The organism is Sphingomonas sp. G-3-2-10 (assembly GCF_012927115.1).
Taxonomy (GTDB): domain Bacteria; phylum Pseudomonadota; class Alphaproteobacteria; order Sphingomonadales; family Sphingomonadaceae; genus Sphingomonas.
In genome coordinates, this window is sequence record NZ_JABBFY010000001.1 from 1,406,391 (window position 1) to 1,428,981 (window position 22,591).

Here is a 22,591-nt window from a genome sequence, read left to right on the forward strand (position 1 = left end):
CCCGGCGTCCTCAGGACGCGGCCTTGGCGCGCGGCTTGCGCGGCGCGCGAGGCTTGGGCGCCTCGATCGTAGCCCCCTGTGCCGGGGCGGTTTCGGGTGCCTCGATCAGATCGCCTGTCTTCGGCTTGCGGGTACGGGGCTTGGCCTTGGACTTCGGCGCAGGTTCCGGCTCGGGCTGAAAATCGTCCTTGATCACCGGCTGCTCGGCCATCAGCGGTCCACGGTCGAGCGGATCGTCGAGCAACGCCTGCTGCTCGGGCGAGAGATAGGCCTGTGGCGCGGGCAATGACTGGGTAGGCGGATGCTCGCGCATGATCCGCTCATTTTCCTCGGCCCATTGCTTCTGCAGATCGGCCAGTTCGGATTCGCGGATCATCGTATCGATGCCGCCACGGAACTGGCGCGCCACGCCGCGCGCCCGGCCGACCCATTTGCCGACCGTCCGCATCGCGCGGGGCAGATCCTTGGGTCCGATCACCAGCAGCGCGACGACGGCCACCAACAGCAATTCGGTAGGCGCAACGTCCAACATCGCGGGCTGCTATCCGATCAAAAAAGACACGCCGCGCGGCACCTGGCCACGCGGCGGAGCGGGGTTACTGCTTTTCGGCGGTGCGGGCGGCTTCGGTCTCGACGGTCGGCGCCGGAGCAGCCTTGCCCTCGATCTGGGTGGGAGCCGGCTTGGCGTCGTCGTCCTCGGCCATGCCCTTCTTGAAGTTCTTCACGCCCTTCGCGACGTCACCCATCATGTTCGAAAAACGGCCGCCGCCGAGCAGCAGGATCGCTACTACGCCGAACACCAGCCAATGCATCAGGCCAAAACTGCCCATGGGTACTCTCCTCGATTCCGGCCCTATTTAGGGGGCGGACCCTATTCCAGCAATGCGCGATTGCCCGAGGCTGAAATGCCCCGAGTCGGACGCGCCCTATTCGTCGTCGGTTACAGTTTCGATTTCGGGTTCCTCCGCGTCGCCCTCGTCGCGGCTCTCCAGCGTTTCGAAGGCCAGATCGACCGGATCAAGCAGGCCAGCGGCGCGCAGATCGTCGATGCCCGGCAGATCGCGGCGGCTTGCCAGCCCGAAATGAGTGAGGAAGCCGGCGGTCGTCGCATAGGTAAGCGGGCGGCCCGGCACTTCGCGGCGGCCGGCGGGGCGGATCCAGCCGGCCTCCATCAGCACGTCGATCGTGCCCTTGCTGATCTGGACGCCGCGAATCGACTCGATCTCGGCACGGGTGACCGGCTCGTGATAGGCGATAATCGCCAGCGTCTCGATGCCGGCGCGGCTCAGCTTGCGGCTTTCCTCGCGATTGCGGCGGAGCAAGTGGGCGAGATCGGCGGCGGTCTGGAAATGCCAGCGATCGCCGCGCCGAACGAGCTCGATGCCGCGGCCCGCATAAAGCCCCTCCAGCTCGGCAAGCGCGGCGCGCACATCGGCCTCCTGCCCGACATGAGCGCGAATCTCGTCCACCGTCAGCGGGTTCTCCGCCGCGAACAGCACCGCCTCGACTGCACGGGACAGATCGTCGGGTCCGGTCATGCCTCGGCAGCCTTGAGATAGAGGGGCGCGAATGCCGATTTCTGGCGCAGTTCCACCCTGCCCTGCTTGGCCAGCTCAAGCGCGGCGACGAAGGACGAGGCCAGCGCGGACTTGCGATAGGTGCCGCTGGCGTCCTCGGGCAGGAAGCTCTCGATCGTGCTCCACTCGATCCGCGCGCCGACGAGACGAGCGACGCGCTCTATCGCTTCGTCGAGCGTCATCACGTCGCGCACGGCCACCACGTGCATCACCGGGCGGGTGCGCGCGCTGATCCGGCCATAGGCGGCGATCAGGTCGTAAATCTCGGCTTCCCAGCGCGCCTTGCGTAGCACGCGCAGCCCCTCGGGCGCGCCACGGAAGAAGACGTCGCGGCCGGTGCGGTCGCGAGCGGTCAGCCGCGCGCCAGCCTCGCGCATCGCATTGAGGCGTTCGAGGCGGAGCTGCAGGCGGAGCGCCAGTTCCTCGGGGCTCGGCGTTTCTTCCGGATTGCGGGGCAGCAGCAGCGCGGATTTGAGATAGGCCAGCCAGGCCGCCATCACGAGATAATCGGCGGCCAGCTCCAGCTTCAGTTCGCGCGCCTGCTCCATGAAGGCGATGTACTGATCGACCAGTTCGAGGATCGAGATGGCGCGCAGATCGACCTTCTGGTTGCGCGCAAGCGTCAGCAGCAGGTCGAGCGGGCCTTCCCACCCGTCGATATCGATCCTGAGCGCGTCTGAGCCTTCGGCCTCGGTCATGCGGAGGAGTTAAGCAGGTCCGTCAGGCGAGCGCCAGCAGCGCGTCGCGCTTCGCGATCAGCTCGGCAAAGTCCGTCGCTTCGCAGCCGCCCGCGACCGTCGCCGTCGCGCGATCGAGCCGGGCGAGGCATTCGGGCGTGGCATCGGGCAGCAGGCCGCTGATCTCGATCATCTCGTCCATCCGCGCCCAGCAATCGAGCACCACGTCGCAACCCGCCGCAAGCGCCTGTGTCGCCTTTTCGCCCGGCGTGCCGCTCAGCGCCTTCATGTCGATATCGTCGGTCATCAGCAGGCCGTCGAAGCCGATCCGGCCGCGGATGATCTCGTTCACGACCTTCGGCGAGAGCGTCGCGGGGTTCGCCGCGTCCCATGCCTCGAACACGACATGGCAGGTCATGCCCATCGGCGCGCCGGCGTTGCTGGCGAAGGGTTCGATATCGATTTCGAGCTGGGCCGCATCGGCCTTCACGCGCGGCAGCTCGAGATGGCTGTCGACCAGCGCGCGGCCGTGACCCGGCATATGCTTGACCACGCCGACCACGCCGCCGCGGCGCAGCCCCTCGATCGTCGCCTGCCCCAGCGCCGCGACGCGCATCGGCTCGCCGCCGAACGCGCGGTCGCCGATCGCGACGGTCACTTCGGGCTGAACGACGTCGAGCAGGGGCGCGCAATCGACGTTCACGCCAACTTCGGCGAGCATCATGCCGAGCGCCTGATAATTGGCCCGCGCCGCTTCGATCGCCGAGACGGGCGCAATATCATAGAGCCTGCCGAACACGTCGCCCGCCGGGAAGGCCGGCCATTCGGGCGGCACCATGCGGCTGACGCGGCCGCCCTCCTGATCGATCAGGATCGGCACGTCGTTGCGGCCCGAAAGCGCGCGGAGACTGTCGGTCAGCGCCTTCATCTGCGCGCGATCGCCACAGTTGCGCTTGAACAGGATATAGCCGAGCGGATCGGCGTCACGGAAGAAATCGCGCTCTTCCGGGGTCAGTTCGAGACCGGAGACGCCGAAGATTACGGGCTTCATGGGACTGCCTTACACAATCCTCCCCGGCACGGGGAGGGGGGCCAGCGAAGCTGGTGGAGGGGCCGCCGCGAACGCGGCGGTGTCGCTATCGTCAAGCGTTGCTCCGCCGTGCTTCGCGCGGCGGCCCCTCCACCATCCTGCGGATGGTCCCCCTCCCCCTACCGGGGATGAATTTATTCAATTCGCGACGTAGCAGCTGGCGCGGCCGGCCTGGAGCTTGGCGCAGATTTCCTTCGCCTGCCCGTTGCTGCCCGTGTTGACGCGGAGGCGATAGACGGTGCGGCCGTTACTGTCGCCGCGTTCGACCGACTTGCCGAGACCGGAAAGGACCGGGAACTTGCGGGTAAGCTCGGCCCAGGCCGCATCAGCGCCCTGCTGGTCGGGGAATGCGCCGAGCTGGATCAGCGAGCCGGCGCCCCCGGTCGAAGCCGGAGCCTGAGCAGGCGCACCGGGCGCGCGGGCCTTGAGTTCGCCGCCGCTCTGCGGAACCGCGACGGTCGCGGTCTTCGTGCCGGAGACCGGGCTGGTCGCCGGCGCCGCAACCTTCTGGCCATCGACCGGCGCCTCGGGGCCGGCATTGGTATCGACACTGGCGTTGCTGGTCGCGCCTTGACCGGTGGTGAAGGTCGCGCCGCCTTCACCTTCCACCTTCATGCCGCCGGCATCGTCGGGCTTGACCTTGTAGTCGCCCTCGGCCGCCTCGATCAGTTGGCCGTTGCCGGCGATGCCCTGCTGCGTCTGATACCACCAGACGCCGAACACGATCGCGCCCACCACGGCCAGTGCGAGGACGATGAGCAACAGGAGCCGCCAGATCGACGGTCCCTCGCGATAATCCTCCTCGACTGACTCCAGCCAGGGGAGGCGGTCGTCGTCACCGAAACCAGCCTCCGAACGCGTACTCATTTTCCTACATCTCCTGGACGGCTTCCACGCCCATGATTCCCAATCCGTTGCGCACAACCTGCCCGATGGCGCGCGCCAAATAAAGCCGCGCGCACGTTAACCTTACCTGATCGGCCAAGACGAACCGGCGCTCGGGATTGTCGTTCCCAAGATTGTAGAGCGAATGGAACTCCGCGGCCAAGTCATAGAGATAGAAGGCAATACGATGCGGTTCGCGCGCGGCGGCCGCGGATTCGACGATGCGCGGGAACTGAGCGGCGACCTTCGCGACCGCTAGTTCGCGTGTATCAAGCAGAGACAGATCCACATCGGGACACTTTATCCCCGCCTCCTCGGCCTTGCGCTGCATCGAATTCACACGGGCGTGCGCATATTGCACGTAGAAGACCGGGTTCTCCTTCGAGGTCTCGGTGACCTTGGCGAAGTCGAAGTCCATCTGCGCATCCGCCTTGCGGGTGAGCATGGTGAAGCGGACCACGTCCTTGCCGACTTCCTCGACCACATCGGCGAGGGTGACGAAATTGCCCGAGCGCTTCGACATCTTCACCGGCTCGCCCGCGCGGAGCAGGCGGACCATCTGGATCAGCTTCACGTCGAACTTCGTCTTGCCGCCTGTCAGCGCCGCGACGGCGGCAACGATGCGCTTGACCGTGCCGCCGTGATCGGCGCCCCAGATGTCGATGAGCTGGTCAGCCGATTGGCTCTTCTGGAAGTGATAGGCGACGTCCGCGCCGAAATAGGTCCAGCTGCCGTTCGACTTCTTGATCGGCCGGTCCTGATCGTCCCCGAACTTCGTCGAGCGGAACAGCGGCAACTCGACCGGTTCCCAATCCTCGGGCGTCTCGCCCTTGGGCGCTTCGAGCACGCCGTCATAGACGAGATCGTGCTCGCGCAGCCACTTCTCGGTGGCTTCGGGCTTGCCCGCCGCCTGAAGCTCGGCCTCGGACGAGAACAGGTCGTGATGGATGCCGAGCAGGCCGAGATCGTGCCGGATGAGGTCCATCATCGCCGCGACCGCGGTCTTGCGGAACAGGATCAGCCACTCGCTCTCGTCCGCGCCAACGAACTTGTCGCCATATTCGGCGGCGAGCGCCTGCCCCACCGGCACCAGATAGTCGCCGGGATAGAGCCCCTCGGGAATCTCGCCGATATCCTCGCCCAGCGCCTCACGGTAACGCAGGTGCGCCGAACGGGCGAGCGTGTCGACCTGACCGCCCGCATCGTTGACATAATATTCGCGCACGACCTTGTGCCCGATGAATTCGAGCAGGCTGGCCAGTGCATCGCCCACCACCGCGCCGCGGCAATGGCCCATATGCATCGGGCCGGTCGGGTTGGCCGAGACATATTCGACGTTGACCGTGATCCCCTCGCCCGTGGTCGCGCGGCCATAGCCGCCGCCCATGTCGAGAATCGCGGTCAGCTCGTTGCGCCACGCATCCTCGTTCAGCGTCAGGTTGATGAAACCGGGACCCGCGACCGAAACGGCGGTGACTTCGTCGATCTTCTGAAGCTCGGCGACCAGCTTTTCGGCCAGCGCGCGCGGATTGGTGCCCGCCGGCTTGGCGAGGACCATCGCGGCATTGGTGGCGAGATCGCCATGCGTGACGTCGCGCGGCGGCTCTACCGTGACCGCGCGTCGCTCCAGCCCCGCCGGAAGATCGCCCGATGCGACAAGGGCATCGAGCGCGGCGTCGAGATGGGCAGCGAAACGGGTGTAGAGCGTCATTGCGATTCCAGTGGTTGCGTGGAAGCCGCGCCCTTAGCGGATGCGGCGAGACGACGCAAAGCGCTGGCTTACGGGTTGCGGCTCTTGCCCAGCAGCTTCGCCCAGTCGACCTGCGTCAGCGCTACGAGCAGGCCGAGCATCGCGATCTGGAGCGCGATGCCCCAGGGACTCGTGAAGCCTTCGCTGAACACGTCGCCCAGCTCGGACTTCTTCAGCGTCCGCGCACCTAAGGCATAGATGGTGTAGGATACCGTGCGGCCGAGAAAGAATGCCGCGGTGAACGACAACAACGGGATTCGCGCCAGCCCGACCGCCATGAACAGCTGTCCCGAAGGAAGCGGCGAGAGCGCGAACAGGCCCAGGCCGATCCAGACGTTGTGCTTGCGGCTCTGGATCGCATCGCGCGCGGTATCGAGGTTGGACTGCATCTTCTGCGGCAGCTTGCCGGCGAACAGCCGCGCGCCATAGGCGAGGCTCAACCGCCCCAGCGCCGACGCCGTGGCCGCGACCCCGACCAGCGCCCAGATCGGCAGACTGTGGTTCAGCTCGAAAAAGACGATGATCGACCAGGTCGGCGGCCCGAATGCCGGAAGCAGGTTCACGCCGAATACGATGGCGAACAACGTCAGGTAGACCATCGGGCAGAGGTGCGGGGAAATAGGCGACGGCGCAAGGGGTTGCCTCGATCCTCCCCGCCAGGGCGAGGTCGCGCCGAAAGCGACGGAGGGGTGGAAGCCCCAACGTCAGTTCTGGACGTCAGCTGCGCTGACACCTCCCCCTGGCGGGGGAGGATTTGCGTCACACCCGCGCCAGCCCGTCGATCAGCTTCGCGCGCTGGGCCTGCGGGAACAGGGCGGCCATCGCGCGGGTGCCTTCGATCGCGTAGTGCGCGGCAACGGCGCTGCCGATCACGGTGTCCAGGCCAGTGGTGGGCTTCAAGTCGCGGCCTTCGTACAAGGCGGCGTCCGACAAGCCCGGCCAGTCCGCGATAACACGCCCGCCATTGACCGCGCCGCCGAGCAGCATCGCCATCGATCCGGTGCCGTGATCGGTGCCCCCGGTGCCGTTGACCTTCACTGTGCGGCCGAATTCGGTGGCGATGACGATCATCGTGTCCTGCCACAGCGGGCCGAGACCGGCCTTCAGCGCACCGACCATGCCGTCCAGTCCGCGCAACTGGGTGCCCAAGCGGCCGCGTTGCTGGGCATGGGTGTCCCAGCCGCCGGTTTCGATCATCGCGATGCGCGAACCGTTTTCGGCGGCCAGCAGCTTCGCGGTCAGCGTGCCGAGCGCGATGGCGTTGCGCCCATTGTCGGCGGCGAGATCGCTGGTCACCATCCGTGTGGCGGTCGCCTGTTCCCATGCCGCGTGGAGCTGGGGATCGTCCTGATACATCGACGACACTCGCATCAGCAGATCGTCGGACGCGTCGGGCAGCGCGCTGGGGGCATAGCTCGCGACTTCCACCTTGCCGCGCAGCGCCATCGGCACGGTGGCGGCGATGGCGATCGCCTTTGCTTCGGCGGGCGGCAACAGCGAGAGCATCCGGTTCAGCCAGCCGTCCTTCACCTGATAGGCCGCGGTGCCGCCGGTCTCGAGCACGTTCTGGCCATCGAAATGCGAACGATCGCGATAGGGCGAAGCGACGGCGTGGACGAACAGCGCTTCCTTAGCCGCGTAAAGACCCGCCACATTGGTCAGGTTCGGGTGAAGCGCGAACATCCCGTCGAGTTTCGGCGCGGACGCGAAATCCTCGGCAACCGCGCCGCGCTGACCGGCGAAGGCGGGATCGCCGACCGGTGCGAGCGTACCGAGGCCGTCGGCGGCGCCGCGCTGGATGATGAAGACGAAGCGCCGGTTGGTCGGGGCGGCGGCGAAGGCCGCGGTGCCGCCGATGCTGGTGGCGAGGACCAGAGTTCCGGTGGCGGTGACGAAGCTGCGCCTGTTCAATTTGGGATTCAGCATGACCTTTATCTCCGCATGAATTCGGGCGCGACGAGCATCAGCGCGACGCCCTGCCCCGGGCTTTCAGCCCGGGCGATGGCCTGTGCCGTCGAGGGGCTGAGTGCGCCGGGAAAGAGTTCGGCGGCGCGGGCACGGGCATCCAGCGTGTCGCGGGTGCGCTGGGCCATGCGCTCGGCGGCTTCGACGCGGCGCATGATCGCGTCGGGGCCGGCCCAGCTTGCCGCGACATCATCCCAGCCGGCGGGGGAACCGGGCTGCCACACCGGCTGGCCGAGCTGGCGCAGCAGATTCTGCGCGGCGAGCGGCTGAAGCTCGCGCGTGCCGAGCGCGCGGTAGGAAGCGATCGTCCAGTCCCACGGGGTACGGAACTTGGCGGGTTTGGGCGCCCAGGCCTCGGGGGCGTCGATCAGCGCGCGGTAGAGCGACGGCAGATCGCCGCCGGTGGCGAGGAAGCTGCGTTCGAGTTTCGCGACCAGCGCCGGGGGCGGATCGTCTCCGGCGAAATGCCGCGCGAGCTTGGTGGCGATATGCTTGGCGGTCGCGGGATGGGTCGCCAGCATGTCGAGCACCGCCGACGCCTGCGCATAGCCCTGTTGCGGCCATTGCTTGCCGAGGATCGTGCGCGCGCCGGGTTCGTGGATGCGATCGGCGAAGACGAAATCGCCCGGGTTGCCGTCGACGCCCGCGAACCGCGCGCCGGCGCCGCGTCCAAGGCCGGAAACGGTCCAGCCGGTCATGGCGCGGGCAAATTCGGTGACGTCGGCCTGGGTATAGACGGTGCGGACGCCCAGCGTGTGGAGCTCCATGATCTCGCGCGCGAGATTTTCGTTGAGGCCGGGTTGCTGGCGCGCCTGACGGCGCTGGGCGACTTGCCCCGCAACGCTGTTCGGGCCGACCGACTGGGCCTGATCGAGATAAAGCAGCATCGCAGGATGCCGCTCGACCGCGAATAGCATGTCGCGGAACTTGCCGAGGACGTGCGGACGGACCGCATCGAACTCGAGCTGGCCGGAAAGGCCGACCACGGTGAGCTTGTCGGCCGACACCGCGAAATGGTTCGCCCAGAAATGCACCATCCGCTCGACGAACGGCGCGGGGGTATCGAGCGAGGCGAGACAACGGGCAGTGACCGCACCGGCATAATAGTCGCGGCCCTGACGACGGGCAAACTGACGCGCCTGCTGGACCGGATCGCGAGGCATATCCTGCCCCTCCGCCATCGGCATGTCCTGCATCGGCGCATTGCGGCGACGCATCGGGGCACCCGGCTCCGTTCCGTCCTGCATCGTCATTGCCGGATCGGTGCCGCTTGCGGCCGGCGGCGTATAACCCGCGGCGCGGCGGCGCTGCTGGCCGGGGCGCTGGGGCATGTCGCCAGACTGGCGGCGCTCGCGCTGCTGTTCGCGGACATCGGCGAGATAGTCGGCGAGGTTGCCCGCGATCACCGATGTCGACGGCAGCCCGGCGATAGGCGCAGGCCGGGCATCGTAACGGTCGAACTGGCCGGTAAGCCATCGCTTCGGATCGGTGACCGGAGGTTCGCCGGCGCGTACGCCGAGGCCGAAGCGATTGAGGGCGATGCTGGCGTCGGACATGGCCGGGTCCTCTGGTAACGATGCGAAAGAGTGGAACGCACTTGTCGCAGAAGTGTGTCATGCCGCCCGGATCGTCGCGCGGAACAGTCTGCTCGCCGATTGCGCCGGGCGCAATCGTCACCGGCGTGCTTTGCGATTGCCGCTTATGCTGCGGCGCAACATTCTCGCGCACAGGCAGAGGATGCAGGTCTGGCTCTCATCGAACCGAGGGAGATAGACATGATCAGAATTCTTTTCGCCGCAGCCGGCCTCACGATCGCTTTCGCCGCGCCTGCCTATGCGCAGGACGGCAAGACCAGCTTCGTCCGCGACGGCGTGGATTACAGCTACACCACGAAGAAGGTCGGCCAGATCACGGTGATCGAAGGGCGGACGTCGCCGGGCGGGGAATTCCGGCTGGAAGTGCGCGACGGGCGCGTGCGCGGCACGATGAACAGCCAGCCGGTCAGCTTCACCGTGCCGGTGCGCAAGCCCGCCGCCGGTCAGGTCGCTTCGACGCGTTGAGTTCGTGAGGGACGCCGCACCGCGCGGCGTCCTTCAGAACGCGTCGGGCAAGTCGACCGGGCCGTAAATCTCGACATAGCGATTGATCGCATAGCGATCAGTCATGCCGGCGATGAAATCGGCGATGTGGCGGCTGCGCGCAGGGTCCTCCGGGGGGAGCGCGTCGCGCCATTCGGCCGGCATCCGCGCCGGCTCGGCCGCATAGGCGGCGAACAGGCCCGCGACGATGCGGCGGGCTGCATCGGCAGCCTCAAGCTGGCTCTGGTGGTGGTAGAGATTGGCGTACATGAAACGCTTCAGCCCGCGTTCGGCATCGCGCATCCCGTCCGAGAAGCCGGCCAGCGCCTTGCCGGCCGCGCGGACATCGGCGACCGAGCCGACGCCTGCTTCCGCCACGCGCGCGGCGGTAGCCGCGATCAGATCGTTGACCATCTCGCCAATCTGGGCGCGGACCATCTCGCCGATCAGCCGCTTCGGCGCCACGCGGGGATAGCGCGCCTCGACCTTGGCCCACCCCGAAGCGATCATCGGCACTGCGAGCAGTTGATCCAGCGTCAGCAGACCCGCGCGCAGCCCATCGTCGATATCGTGATTGTCATAGGCGATGTCGTCGGCCAGCGCAGCGACCTGCGCCTCAAGCGAAGGCCAGCTGGTCAGCTCCATGCCGAACGCGGCGTCGACTTCGGCCAGCGCCCATTGCGGATGACGGACCGGGCCATTGTGCTTGGCCAGCCCCTCCAGCGTATCCCAGGTCAGGTTTAGCCCGTCCCATGCCGGATAGGGCCGCTCCAGCGTGGTCAGCACCCGCAGCGTATGCCCATTATGATCGAACCCGCCCTGCCCGGTCAGCGCTTCCTTCAGCGCATCCTCGCCCGCATGGCCGAACGGCGGATGGCCGATATCGTGCGCGAGGCACAGCGCTTCGGTCAGATCCTCGTTCAGCCCCAATGCTCTTGCGATCGTGCGGCCGATCTGCGCGACTTCCAGGCTATGGGTCAGGCGGACACGGAAATGATCGCCGTCGGGCGCCATGAAGACCTGGGTCTTGTGGCGCAGGCGCCGGAAGGCGATCGAATGGATGATTCGGTCGCGATCGCGCTGGAAGGCGTCGCGAGGCCCCCGCGCGGTCCCGTTCTGTTCTTCGTGAAGGCGGCCGCGGCTAATCTCGGGCGTACATGCCCATGACGCCTGCGCGCTCAAGCGCCCCCTTCCCGAACGGAGATCATCGTCACTTGAGATCCAGCTTGTTGATTTTCTGACCCGGCTCGCTGGTGAAGACGAAGGCCGACATGCCCTCCTTCTTCAGAAGATTGACGAAGGTCTGCGCCTCGGCATTGGTCTTGAACGGGCCGGCCAGCAGGCGATTGGTCGCGCGCAACGGCGTCCACCAGGCCGATTTGCCACGGAACGCCGCCGGCGCTTCTTTGGCGAGGCGCTTCCATGTGGTCGGCAGCGTATCCTCGTTGGCGCCACCGGCGACCTGCACCCAGATCCGCTTGGGCTCGGCCGGGGGTTTGGGCTTGGGTGGTTCCTTCTTCTTGCCCTTTGCATCGGCAGCGGCAGGCGCAGCGGTGCGCGGCGGGGTGCGCGTAACGGCAGGCTTCGCCTTCGTCTCGGGCGGCGGGGAAGCGGTGGCCACGCGCATGGGCTCGGGTGCCGGCCGGCTGGCCGTGGGAACCACGGGTGGCACCGCCATCGCCAGAATCTCGGATTCGGGCACGTCGATATCGTCGACGATACCGGCAAGCGCAGGTGTCTCAAGACTGGGCCGCGCAGGGGTACGGCGCGGCCGTTCGATCGCCGATGCGGCCGGGCCACCGAAAACGTCGGCCGGCGTGCTGCCCATCGGCAGCGAGGCGATCTCGACGCGGCGGCGGCGCGGCGTTGGCGTGGGCGCCGGGACTTCCTGCACCAACTGCGGCGGCGGAGCGACGAATTGCGGCGGGGGCGGCAAGGGCGGGAGGCTTTCCTCGACCTGCTGGGGCACCGGGCGCGACGTGACCGGGGCAGCCGCGACTTCGGTCCTCGGGCGATCCCGCCGGGAACGGCGATCGCGCGCAGGCGCGGCGGCGGCGACCGAACTGGGGGGCGGCGCCGGAGTCGCAGCCGCGACCTGAACCGGCTTCGGCTCGGGCACATAGGGCGAAAGCTGCGGCGAGAGTTGCGCATCCGCCAGCCGCCCCGGGGTGCGTCCCATCTGGCCGAAATGCACGGCATGGGCGCGGTCGCCCGGGGACATGTTCGGCAGGCGGCGGAAGAAGGGTGAAAGCGCCGCGCCCATATTGTTGGGCATCATGCTCGACGCGATCCGCTCCGCGCCTGGAATATCGCCGTTCATCGCCAGGATGAACGCGCGGGCGCGCCACGCGGCACGATCGCTGCGCCGGAGCAGGCCGTCGATCACCCGCATCGCTTCTTCGGGCTTGCCGACGATACCGAGCGACAAGGCGAGACGGCGGAGCAGTTCATCGTCATTGCCGCGCACCAGCGCCTGACGATATTCGCGCTGGGCAAGATGCGGCGCACCCATCAGGTCATAGGCAAGGCCGCGATCCGAGGCATAATCCGCCATCGGCAAGCCGCGCTGCTCGGCCTGCTGGAACAACAGCAGCGCTTCCCCAGGCCGTTCGAGCTTGACCAGCGCGGCGGCGCGGCCGGCGAAGATGCGGGGATTGTCGGGCTCCAGCTTCTCGGCGCGGGCGTAGAAGGCAAGCGCGGCGGAGGTGTCATCGAGCCGGTTGCTGATCGCCGCGGCGGAAAGCAGCGCGCGCATGTCGCGCGGGTCGACCGCGAGCGCGCGCATTTCTTCCGCCAGCCGGTCGGCATCGGGATTGGGCTGGGCAACGACTTCGCTGGTTTGGGCGAAGACAGGCACGGCAAAGCTGCCGGCGGCAAGGGCCAGCGCAATTGCCGGGATATGGGAAAAGCGAATCCGGTTCATGGGCTCCCTCACCCTACACCGCGCGAACGCTGAACCGAAAATGACGGCGCGCCCAAGGCTCGGTGGAACGAGCCGTGGGCGCGCCGGACGTATCGGTTACTGGTTGTTCTGGCTGCGCAGGAAGCGCGGAATGTCCAGCGGATCCTTGTCGTCGTCATCGTCCGACTTGTTGCCGCCGCGCGCGGCCGAAGCCATGCGCTCGAACAGGGTGCCACCCGACTTGCGCTCGGGCTTCGGCGCGGGCGGAGCGGCGGGAGCCTCATCCGCGTCGTCCGAAGTCAGCCAACGGCGGCGGCTACCGAGTTCCGGCGACGGGGCCTGAGGCGGCTGGATCGAGAAGTCCTCGGCCGGCTCGGGAGCCCCCATCGCGACTTCGGAACCGAGCAGCAGTTCGTCCGACTCTTCCTCGACCGGGGCCGGCTCGGCCGCGACTTCGGGTTCATAGGCTTCGGGGATGCTCGGCGCAGCTTCGACGGCTTCCGGCTCGCGATCGGCGAAGGTCAGCGGTTCCGGCTCGGAGAAGCCAGGTTCGGCAACCGGAGCAGGTTCCTCGGCAACCGGCGCAGTGGTCGCGACGGGTGCTTCGGCCGCGGGGCGGCGCGGGCTGGCAAAGCTGAACACGCGCGGCTGCTCGGCGGCAACCGGCTTCGCGGCGGCCTGCGCATCGGCATCGATGCCGGTCGCGACGACCGAGACCCGGATCTTGCCGTCCAGTTCGGTGTTGAACGCCGAACCCCAGATGATGTTCGCATCGGGATCGACCAGTTCGCGGATGTGGTTCGCGGCTTCGTCGATTTCGAGCAGGCGCATGTCCTCGCCGCCGGTGATCGAAACGATCACGCCCTTGGCGCCGTTCATCGACACACCATCGAGCAGCGGATTGGCGATCGCCTTCTGCGCGGCAACGATGGCGCGGTCGTCGCCATCGGCTTCGCCGGTGCCCATCATCGCCTTGCCCATTTCCTGCATCACTGCACGGATATCGGCGAAGTCGAGGTTGATGAGGCCGGGCATGACCATCAGATCGGTGATGCCGCGAACGCCCTGCTGGAGGACCTCGTCGGCCATCTCGAACGCTTCCTTGAAGGTCGTGTTCGCGTTGGCGATCAGGAACAAGTTCTGGTTCGGAATGACGATCAGCGTGTCGACATATTTCTGCAGCTCGTCGATGCCGGCCTCGGCGCTCTGCGCGCGTCGCTTGCCTTCGAACGCGAACGGCTTGGTCACGACGCCCACGGTCAGGATGCCCATGTCACGCGCCATCTTGGCGATGACGGGCGCCGCACCGGTGCCGGTGCCGCCGCCCATGCCGGCCGCGATGAACACCATGTGCGCGCCCTCGAGCGCCTTCTGCACCTGATCGATCGTCTCTTCGGCGGCGGCGCGGCCGATCTCCGGACGCGACCCCGCGCCCAGACCCTGGGTGATCTTCGCACCCAGCTGGATGCGATGTCCGGCGCTCGACTGCTTCAGCGCCTGCGCGTCGGTGTTCGCGACGAGGAATTCCACGCCCTGAACGTCGGCGCGGATCATGTTCGCGATCGCGTTTCCGCCCGCGCCGCCGACGCCGATCACGGTGATCTTGGGCGTCAGATCGTCCACGTCGGGCGGCAGAAAATCGATACTCATTGCGTGGTCTCCCCTCGCGCTTCCGGACTCGACCGGCCTGCGCGCGTTATCGGTTTGTTTGATGCACCAACGCCCGCACTGACTCTAGTGCAAACAAGCAGGCGCTGTCTCATTTCTTCAATAATTCGCCCGAAACGCGGCCAACAGTCGTGAAAACACGGCACGAGGACTGGCGCGCGTCACCATCTGATGGGTCGGTTCGAGCGCGCGGAGATCGATCGGGTCGGATGCGGCGAAGCAGGCAAGCCCGGCGAGAGTCGCGAATCCCGGGCCGCTATGCGCCTCGGGCAGCGCGACCAGCCCCTTGGGCCGACCGACGCGCACCGTGCTGCCCAGCACCTGCTGCATGTAATCGGCAATGCCTTTCAGCTCGGCACCGCCGCCGGTGAGGACGATCTGGCGGCCCACCGCATCGCCCATGCCCAGCTTGGTGAGTTCCTTCTGGATTTCCGGGATCAGCCGTTCGAGCCGCTGGCGGATCACGGCGATCAGCTGCGCCTTGGTGATGCGGGTGCCTTCGGCGCCTTCCTCAGGGCTGGCATGTACCACGTCGATCATGTCGTGATTGTCGCGCGGGCTGATGTTCGCCGAACCATAGAAGCATTTGGTCCGCTCGGCCCAGCTGCGCGCGGTGCCGAAGGCCGAAGCGATATCATCGGTGATGTCGGCCGAACCGATCGGGATCGAGGCCAAGCCCGAGAGGACACCGCCCTGGAACACCGAGACATTGGTGACGCCCGCGCCGATCTCGACCAGCGCCACGCCCAAGTCGCGCTCCTCGTCAGTGAGGCAGGCCAGCCCCGTCGCGAGCGGCGCGGCGATGATCGACCGCACTTCGAGATGCGCCGAGCGGACGCACAGATCGAGATTGCGCACCGGCGAGCCCTCGGTGGCGACCACATGGATATCGACGCCGAGCCGGTCGGCATGGAGGCCGATCGGCCGCTTCACTCCGGCAAGGCCGTCGACCGAATAGCGCATCGGCTGAGCATGGAGGACCATCTTGCCCTGCGGATTGATCGCGTCGCGGCCGGCCTTCAGCAGTTCGTCGATGTCCGACTGTTCGACGCGGTGGCCGCCCAGATCGGCTTCCAGCTTGACGATATCCGACAGCAGCCCGCCCGCCGAGAAACTGACCCAGACATTCTCGATATTGGTGCCAGCGATGCGCTCAGCCTGCTCGACGGCTTCGCGGATGGCGAGCTCGGTTGCATGCATGTCGGCGACATAGCCGCGCTTCACGCCGCGACTCTCGCGCTGGCCGGTGCCGAGCACGACGAGCTGCCCGTCATCGGTACGCTGGGCGATCAGCGCCGAAACCTTGGACGATCCGACGTCGAGCGCGGTGATGAGACCTTCGGGTGCTGCTTTCGCCATGACTACTCTTCCCCCTGAACATTCTCGGCGACCGGCGCCGCCGCGTCGAGTGCGGGTTTTGCCGGAGCCGGGCGGCGCTGGGCATAGATCGTCCCGCCGACCCGCATATCGAACCGCACAAAGCCGCGCCCCAGCAGGCGCTGCGTACCGTCATCTTCCGCGAAACGCTTGAGCGCGTCGGCGGCTTCCTTTTCGCCTTCGGGCAGCATCAGCCGCTCGCCGGTGTCGAAGGTCAGGTCCCAGCGGCGATTGCCGACCCAGCTCGATGCCTTGACCAGCGGCTTAAGCGCCGGGGCCGCCTCCATCAGGCGGCGGCGGGCATGTTCCTGCTTGTTCGCGCCCTCGCCCACCAGAAGTGGCAGATCTGGCATCGCATCGCGCGACACAGATTCCAGCGCGACGCCATTGGGATCGATCAACATCAGCACGCCGCGATTCTGCCAGACGGCGGCGGCTTCGCGTTCAACGACGTTGACCACCAGCGTATTCGGCAGGCGGCGCGAGACGCGCGCATCCTCGATCCACGGATATTGCAGCAGTCGCTCGCGGACCAGCTCGAGATCGACCAGCGGCATCGCGCGCGACTTCTGGTCAAGCGCGGCCTGATAGACGGTCATCTTGTCCATGTGCTTCAGACCGTAGGGATCGACCTGTTCGACGCGGAAGCCCATCTCGCCGACCACCTCTGACGCAGCTACCCCGACCATGCCCGGCACGCCGAAAAAGCTCGCCACGCCCAGCGCAACCGCGCCGGTGACGCCGACGATGCCCCAGGTCGCGATCTTCTGCAGCGTCTCATGGCTGACCGGCAACGCGCTCATCGCCTGGTCGAGCAGGCCGGGCCCCTTCTTCTTGCGAACCTGCTGCCGCTTCTTCGCGGGCGCGCGGGCCGGGGAACGGCGGACCGTCCGCTTCGTCATCCCAGCGCTTCCTCGACGATCCACTGGACCAGTTCGGGATACGACATGCCGCAATAACGCGCCTGTTCGGGTACGAGGCTGAGCGGGGTCATGCCTGGCTGGGTATTGGTTTCGAGCAGGAACAGGCCGTCCACGCCCTGGCTGTCGTCCCAGCGAAAATCGGAGCGCGACGCGCCCTTGCAGCCGAGCAGCCGGTGCGCGTCGACCGCGAGCCGCATACAGGCATCGGTGATCTCGTCCGGGATCTGTGCGGGGAAGACATGCTCGGTCAGCCCCTCGGTATATTTGGAATCATAGTCGTAGAAGCCACTCTTGGGCTTCAACTCGGTCACGCCGAGCGCGCGGTCGCCAAGGACCGCTGTGGTCAGCTCGCGGCCCCGGATGAAGGGCTCGGCGAGCAGCTCGTCGAACTCCTGCCACGGCCCCTTGGCTTCGGGCGAGATCGGATTGCTGTAGTTGCTCTCGTTGGTGACGATCGCGACGCCGACCGAGGAACCTTCGTTGACCGGCTTGAGCACATAAGGGCGCGGCAGCGGGTCTTCGCGGTACAGGTCCTCGGTACGCACCATGCGGCCGCCGGGCATCGGGATGCCATGCGGCACCAGCGCCTGCTTGGTCAGCTGCTTGTCGATCGCGATCACCGAGGTGACCAGGCCCGAATGGGTATATTTCAGGCCCATCAGATCGAGCATGCCCTGCACCGAGCCATCCTCGCCGGGCGAGCCGTGCAGCGCATTGAACACGATATCGGGCTTCAGGCCGGCGAGCGTCACCGCGACATTGCGATCCATATCGACGCGCGTGACCCTGTGGCCAAGCGACTCCAGTGCGTCGGCGACGCCGTTGCCCGACATCAGCGACACTTCGCGCTCGTTGGACCAGCCGCCCATCAGCACCGCAACGTGGAGCTTGCTCACTTCACGATCCCCACGCGCTGGATTTCCCATTCGAGTTCGACCCCTGTTTTCGCTTTGACCTTCGCGCGGACTTCCTCGCCCAGCGCCTCGATATCCGCGCTGCTCGCCTCGCCGAGATTGAGCAGGAAGTTGGTATGTTTTTCGCTGACCTGCGCGTCGCCCTTGCGCAAGCCGCGGCAGCCGGCTTCATCCACCAGCTGCCACGCCTTGTGGCCCTGCGGGTTCTTGAAGGTCGATCCGCCGGTCTTGCTGCGCAGCGGCTGCGATTCCTCGCGCGCGGCGGCGATGCGGTCCATCTCGGCCTGGATCGCGACGGGCTCGCCGGGATGGCCGCGGAAGGTCGCCGAAACGACGATCGCGCCTTCGGGCAATTCGCTGTGGCGATAGGTGTAGCCGAGATCGGCAAGCGCCAGCGTGCGGCGTTCGCCCGAACGCAGGACGACGTCGCATTCGGTCAGGACGTTGCAGGTCTCGCGGCCATAGGCCCCGCCATTCATGCGCACGAAGCCGCCGACCGTGCCGGGGATCGAGCGGAGAAACTCGACGCCCGAAATGCCCGCATCGCGCGCCTTTGACGAAACGAGGATGCCCGACGCGCCGCCGCCGCAGCGCAGCGTGGTCGCGTCCAGTTGCTCGACGCTCGCAAAGGCCTTGCCGAGGCGGACCACGACGCCGGGCACCCCGCCATCGCGTACGATCATGTTCGACCCGAGGCCGAGCCCCATCACCGGAACGGCGGGATCGAGCTGGGCGAGGAAATCCGCGAGGTCGGAAACATCAGCCGGCTCGAACAGCCACTCGGCTGCGCCGCCGCTCTTGAACCAGACGAGCGGCGCCAGCGGCGCGTTCGCCGTCAGTTTTCCACGGACCTTGGGGAGTTCGGCAACTGCCGTCACTTCCACCCCCACAGTTTCGCCCATTGCTTCCACGCGGTCATATTGGCCTCGACCGCCTTCTGGCTCACCTCCTGCAGATCGGTCAGTTGCTTCGCGCCGTCGAGCATCTTCTCGGCAGCGTCGAGCTGAGCCTTTTGCGCGCGGAGGATCTCGCGCTGCATTTCCATCGCGGTGGTGAAGAAGTCGCTCATGCCGAAACTTTCGCCTCGTCGATCGCGGTTGCCAGACTGGCAGCCCATTTGGTGATGTCGCCCGCGCCGAGGCACACGACCATGTCGCCCGGCTGGATCACGTCGGCAAGCGCGGCGGCAAGCGCGGCGGCGTCGGCGATCGTCGCTGCGGCGCGATGGCCGCGCTGCTTGACGCGCTCGACCAGATCCTCGGCGCTGACTCCTTCGACCGGCTGCTCGCCCGCGGCATAGACCGGGGTGACATAGACCATGTCGGCGTCGTTGAAGGCCTGAGCGAAGTCGTCCATCAGATTGCCGAGACGCGAGAAACGGTGCGGCTGCATCACCGCGATCACCCTGCCCTGCGCGCTTTCCCGCGCGGCGGAGAGCACGGCGCGGATCTCGACGGGATGATGGCCGTAATCGTCGATGATCGTTGTGCCGCCGGTCTCGCCCACCTTGGTGAAGCGGCGCTTGACGCCGCCGAAGCGGCCGAATCCCTGCTGGATCGTCGCGTCGTCGATGCCCAGCTCCAGCGCCACGCCGATCGCAGCGAGCGCGTTCTGGACATTGTGGCGGCCGGGCATCGGCAGGTCGATGCCCTCGATCGAACGCGTCGTGCCGTCGCGGTGGCGGATGATCGCCTCGAACCGGTTGCCGCCCGCATGAGGCGTGACGTTGACGCCGCGCACATCGGCCGACGCCGCGAAGCCATAGGTGACGATCCGGCGATCGCGCACGCGCGGGATGATCGCCTGCACCTCGGGATGATCGAGGCACAGCAACGCCGCGCCATAGAAGGGGACATTCTCGACGAACTCGACGAAACAGTCCTTCACCCGGTCGAACGAGCCATAATGGTCGAGATGTTCGGGATCGATGTTGGTCACGACCGCGATCGTGCCGTCGAGGCGCAGGAAGCTGCCGTCGCTCTCGTCGGCTTCGACCACCATCCAGTCGCTGTCGCCCAGACGCGCGTTCGAGCCATATTGGTTGATGATGCCGCCGTTGATGACGGTCGGATCGACGCCGCCGGCATCGAGCAGGGCCGCGATCATCGAAGTCGTGGTGGTCTTGCCGTGGGTCCCCGCCACCGCGACGGTGGATTTCAGCCGCATCAGCTCGGCCAGCATCTCTGCGCGGCGCACCACCGGCACCCGGCGCTCATAGGCGGCTTCGACTTCGGGGTTGCCACGCTTGATCGCGGTGGAAGTGACCACCACGGCGGCATCGCCCAGATTGTCGGCGGCATGGCCGATCGACACCGAAATCCCGCGCTTGCGCAGCCCCTCGATCACATAGCCTTCGGCGACGTCTGAACCCTGAACCTTGTAGCCGAGATTGTGCATCACCTCGGCAATACCGGACATGCCGATACCGCCGATGCCGACGAAGTGAATGGTCCCGATGTCGGTTGCAACGCCCTTCATGAGTAAGCGGGCCTTCCCTGCATGGCGGCACGGCGGACGGCGATGGGAGCCTCCGGCGCGTGGATGGATTCGACGAGATCGGCGAGATCGCGCGCGGCATTGGGCTTGCCGCACGACTTGGCGCGCGCCGCCGCATTTTCTAGCCCGACCGTGTCGAGCCCGAGCTTCTGGATCTGCTTGGCAAGTTCCGGCGCGGTGAAGGCGCGCTGGCTGATCGTGCGCGCGCCGCCCGCGGCGGTGATCTCGCGCGCGTTGACGGTCTGGTGATCGTCGGTCGCGCTGGGCAGTGGCACGAGAATCGCGGGACGGCCCGCGGCGGTCAGCTCGGAAATGGTCGAGGCCCCTGCCCGTGCGATCACGATATGCGCCCAGGCGAGGCGTTCGGGCATGTCGGGTAGATAGGTCGCGATCTCCGCCGGAATGCCGTGCGCGGCATATTTGGCGCGGACCGTATCGATATCCTCGACGCGCGCCTGATGCGTCACCTGCAGGCGGCGGCGGAAATGGGTCGGCAGCAGCGCGAGGCCATCGGGCACAACTTGCGATAGGATCGACGCGCCTTGGCTGCCGCCGGTAACGAGCACGCGGAAGATGCCGTCTTCGTCCAGCATCGGATAGGGCCGGCTGCGCAGTTCCAAGATCGCCTCGCGCACCGGATTGCCGATATGATGGGTCTTGGCCTTCCAGCTATCCTTCAGCCGTTCGGTCGTCTCGTAGCTGGTGGCGATCGCATCGACCTTGCCCGCGACATAGCGGTTCACCCGGCCGAGCACTGCATTCTGCTCGTGGATCACGGTGGGCACGCCACGCGAGAAAGCGCCGAGCAGCGCGGGCAGCGCGGGATAGCCGCCGAAGCCGATCACGCAGCTCGGATGCATTTCCTTGAACAGCGTGATCGCCATCGATCGGCCCGCGAGCATCTTGCCCGCCGCCTTGACGAAACCCAGCGGTCCGCCGCCGAGACGGCCGGCCGGAAGGACGTGCGTCTCGATATCCTCGAACAGCCCGGGAAAACGCACGCCGCGATCGTCGGAGATCAGCGCGACATGGTGACCGCGCCCGAGCAGCTCCGTCGCCAGCGCCGCCGCGGGCACCATGTGCCCCCCGGTGCCGCCTGCCGCCAGAACATAGGTACGCGAATTCGTCATGTGCCGCTCCACCGCACGGTATAGGGAGAGCGCTTCAGATACGGGTTTCGGCGCGTGAAGGCGAGCAAAAGCCCCATCCCGATCGAAAGTGCGATCATCGACGATCCGCCATAGCTGATGAAGGGCAAGGTCATGCCCTTCGACGGCGCCAGACCGGTGTTCACCGCCATGTTGATGAACGCCTGAACCCCGAACTGCGCGACGAGGCCGGTGGCCGCCAGCAGCTTGAACGCATCCTCTTCGTCGATCAGCTTCAGCAGCACGCGCAGTATGATCGCGACATAGAGGATCGCGATGGCCGCGCAGGCCAGCAGGCCGAATTCCTCGCCGATCACCGAGAAGATGTAATCGGTATGCGCTTCCGGCAGCTTGAACTTCACCTGCCCGCTGCCCGGGCCGGTGCCGAACAGGCCGCCGGAGGTAAGCGTCTGCTCGGCTATGTTGGTCTGGTAATGCTCGGCCAGCGCCTTTTCCTTGGTCGGCCACAGGAAGCTGTCGATGCGGATGCGCGCGGTGCTGTAGAAGAGATAGGCCGAGACGATACCGGCCAGGCCCAACGCCGCCAGCCCGCCGATCACTGCAGGCGAGATGCCGGCAACGGTCAGCAGGATGATCCAGACGATGCAGAACACCATCGTCTGGCCGAAGTCCGGCTGCATCATCAGCAGCATCGCAACCAGCGCAGTGAGGCCGCCGGTGACACCGAGCATCAGCGTCATCGGCAACTGGTTGTCGCTGGCGCGCAGCGACAGGATCCACGCGATCGACACGATGAAGAGCGGCTTGAGGAATTCCGAGGGCTGGAGATCGGAGACGCCGAGATTGATCCAGCGCCGCGCGCCGTTCACTTCGCTGCCGATAAAGGGCAGCAGCACGAGCAGCAGGATACAGATCCCCGCCCCGATCAGCGCGCCGCGCCGGGCGAGCGTCAACGGGATCATCGACACGACGATCATGATCGGCACGGACAGTGCGACCCAGATCAGCTGGCGCCAGAAATAATACATCGGCGCGACGATATGCGCCCCATCCGAATAGCGCCGTGCGGTGGCGGGCGATGCGGCGGCGACGGCGACCAGGCCGATGGCGATCAGCAGCAGCACGAGCAGCAGCAGGACGCGATCGACTTCCCAGAACCACATGCCCGCGCGCGTCTGGT

General features: G+C 66.8%; 22 protein-coding genes. 1 reads left to right on the plus strand and 21 read right to left on the minus strand.

Annotated features, from left to right (window positions below):
- Positions 1–10: 10 nt before the first annotated feature.
- From tatB to HHL13_RS07130, 10 genes are all read right to left on the minus strand, one after another.
- Positions 11–532 carry a Sec-independent protein translocase protein TatB gene (tatB, locus tag HHL13_RS07085; protein WP_169555000.1) on the minus strand — a complete coding sequence of 174 codons (522 nt, stop codon included), beginning with the start codon at positions 530–532 and terminating at the stop codon, positions 11–13.
- A 64-nt stretch (positions 533–596) separates the two neighbouring features.
- Positions 597–830, minus strand: a complete 234-nt coding sequence (locus HHL13_RS07090; protein ID WP_169555001.1) for a twin-arginine translocase TatA/TatE family subunit — start codon at positions 828–830, stop codon at positions 597–599.
- A 96-nt stretch (positions 831–926) separates the two neighbouring features.
- A complete protein-coding gene (gene scpB / locus HHL13_RS07095) occupies positions 927–1,538 on the minus strand; it encodes an SMC-Scp complex subunit ScpB (RefSeq protein WP_169555002.1) in 612 nt (203 codons plus the stop codon).
- A complete protein-coding gene (locus HHL13_RS07100; protein WP_169555003.1) occupies positions 1,535–2,275 on the minus strand; it encodes a ScpA family protein in 741 nt (246 codons plus the stop codon). Before HHL13_RS07100 ends, scpB begins: the two co-directional genes overlap by 4 nt.
- Before the next feature lie 22 nt (positions 2,276–2,297).
- Positions 2,298–3,305 (minus strand): beta-N-acetylhexosaminidase, encoded by a 1,008-nt coding sequence (gene nagZ, locus HHL13_RS07105; RefSeq protein WP_169555004.1) that lies wholly within the window; start codon positions 3,303–3,305, stop codon positions 2,298–2,300.
- Between the two features lie 177 nt (positions 3,306–3,482).
- Complete coding sequence (locus HHL13_RS07110; RefSeq protein ID WP_169555005.1) at positions 3,483–4,211, minus strand: SPOR domain-containing protein; 729 nt, start codon at positions 4,209–4,211, stop codon at positions 3,483–3,485.
- 4 nt (positions 4,212–4,215) lie between these two features.
- Complete coding sequence (argS, locus tag HHL13_RS07115; RefSeq protein WP_169555006.1) at positions 4,216–5,940, minus strand: arginine--tRNA ligase; 1,725 nt, start codon at positions 5,938–5,940, stop codon at positions 4,216–4,218.
- A gap of 68 nt (positions 5,941–6,008) precedes the next feature.
- Positions 6,009–6,578 carry a hypothetical protein gene (locus HHL13_RS07120; protein WP_169555007.1) on the minus strand — a complete coding sequence of 190 codons (570 nt, stop codon included), beginning with the start codon at positions 6,576–6,578 and terminating at the stop codon, positions 6,009–6,011.
- A 160-nt stretch (positions 6,579–6,738) separates the two neighbouring features.
- Positions 6,739–7,905: a DUF1501 domain-containing protein gene (locus HHL13_RS07125; RefSeq protein WP_169555008.1), complete on the minus strand. Its 1,167-nt coding sequence runs from the start codon at positions 7,903–7,905 to the stop codon at positions 6,739–6,741.
- Positions 7,906–7,910: 5 nt separating this feature from the next.
- On the minus strand, positions 7,911–9,500 hold the full coding sequence (locus HHL13_RS07130) for a DUF1800 domain-containing protein (RefSeq protein ID WP_169555009.1): 1,590 nt from the start codon (positions 9,498–9,500) through the stop codon (positions 7,911–7,913).
- A 219-nt stretch (positions 9,501–9,719) separates the two neighbouring features.
- Between HHL13_RS07130 and HHL13_RS07135 the strand changes: the two genes are divergently transcribed.
- Complete coding sequence (locus tag HHL13_RS07135; protein WP_169555010.1) at positions 9,720–10,004, plus strand: hypothetical protein; 285 nt, start codon at positions 9,720–9,722, stop codon at positions 10,002–10,004.
- Positions 10,005–10,037: 33 nt separating this feature from the next.
- On the opposite strand, the gene HHL13_RS07140 is transcribed toward HHL13_RS07135, so the two are convergent.
- From HHL13_RS07140 to ftsW, 11 genes are all read right to left on the minus strand, one after another.
- Positions 10,038–11,204 (minus strand): deoxyguanosinetriphosphate triphosphohydrolase, encoded by a 1,167-nt coding sequence (locus HHL13_RS07140; protein ID WP_169555011.1) that lies wholly within the window; start codon positions 11,202–11,204, stop codon positions 10,038–10,040.
- Positions 11,205–11,232: 28 nt separating this feature from the next.
- The gene (locus tag HHL13_RS07145; protein ID WP_169555012.1) at positions 11,233–12,945 is read right to left on the minus strand and encodes an SPOR domain-containing protein; all 1,713 of its coding nucleotides are present in this window, start codon (positions 12,943–12,945) and stop codon (positions 11,233–11,235) included.
- Between the two features lie 96 nt (positions 12,946–13,041).
- Positions 13,042–14,574, minus strand: a complete 1,533-nt coding sequence (gene ftsZ / locus HHL13_RS07150; RefSeq protein ID WP_169555013.1) for a cell division protein FtsZ — start codon at positions 14,572–14,574, stop codon at positions 13,042–13,044.
- A 117-nt stretch (positions 14,575–14,691) separates the two neighbouring features.
- Positions 14,692–15,951, minus strand: a complete 1,260-nt coding sequence (ftsA, locus tag HHL13_RS07155; RefSeq protein ID WP_169555014.1) for a cell division protein FtsA — start codon at positions 15,949–15,951, stop codon at positions 14,692–14,694.
- Positions 15,952–15,953: 2 nt separating this feature from the next.
- Positions 15,954–16,871, minus strand: a complete 918-nt coding sequence (locus HHL13_RS07160) for a cell division protein FtsQ/DivIB (protein ID WP_169555015.1) — start codon at positions 16,869–16,871, stop codon at positions 15,954–15,956.
- Positions 16,868–17,818, minus strand: coding sequence for a D-alanine--D-alanine ligase (locus tag HHL13_RS07165; protein ID WP_169555016.1), 951 nt, complete (start codon positions 17,816–17,818; stop codon positions 16,868–16,870). Before HHL13_RS07165 ends, HHL13_RS07160 begins: the two co-directional genes overlap by 4 nt.
- Positions 17,785–18,708: a UDP-N-acetylmuramate dehydrogenase gene (murB, locus tag HHL13_RS07170; protein ID WP_169555017.1), complete on the minus strand. Its 924-nt coding sequence runs from the start codon at positions 18,706–18,708 to the stop codon at positions 17,785–17,787. The genes HHL13_RS07165 and murB overlap by 34 nt, the downstream gene beginning before the upstream one ends.
- Complete coding sequence (locus HHL13_RS07175; protein WP_169555018.1) at positions 18,681–18,875, minus strand: hypothetical protein; 195 nt, start codon at positions 18,873–18,875, stop codon at positions 18,681–18,683. Before HHL13_RS07175 ends, murB begins: the two co-directional genes overlap by 28 nt.
- Positions 18,872–20,284 carry a UDP-N-acetylmuramate--L-alanine ligase gene (gene murC, locus HHL13_RS07180; protein WP_169555019.1) on the minus strand — a complete coding sequence of 471 codons (1,413 nt, stop codon included), beginning with the start codon at positions 20,282–20,284 and terminating at the stop codon, positions 18,872–18,874. Before murC ends, HHL13_RS07175 begins: the two co-directional genes overlap by 4 nt.
- Positions 20,281–21,432 (minus strand): undecaprenyldiphospho-muramoylpentapeptide beta-N-acetylglucosaminyltransferase, encoded by a 1,152-nt coding sequence (murG, locus tag HHL13_RS07185; RefSeq protein WP_169555020.1) that lies wholly within the window; start codon positions 21,430–21,432, stop codon positions 20,281–20,283. The genes murC and murG overlap by 4 nt, the downstream gene beginning before the upstream one ends.
- Complete coding sequence (gene ftsW, locus HHL13_RS07190; RefSeq protein ID WP_169556815.1) at positions 21,429–22,574, minus strand: putative lipid II flippase FtsW; 1,146 nt, start codon at positions 22,572–22,574, stop codon at positions 21,429–21,431. The genes murG and ftsW overlap by 4 nt, the downstream gene beginning before the upstream one ends.
- Positions 22,575–22,591 lie beyond the last annotated feature (17 nt).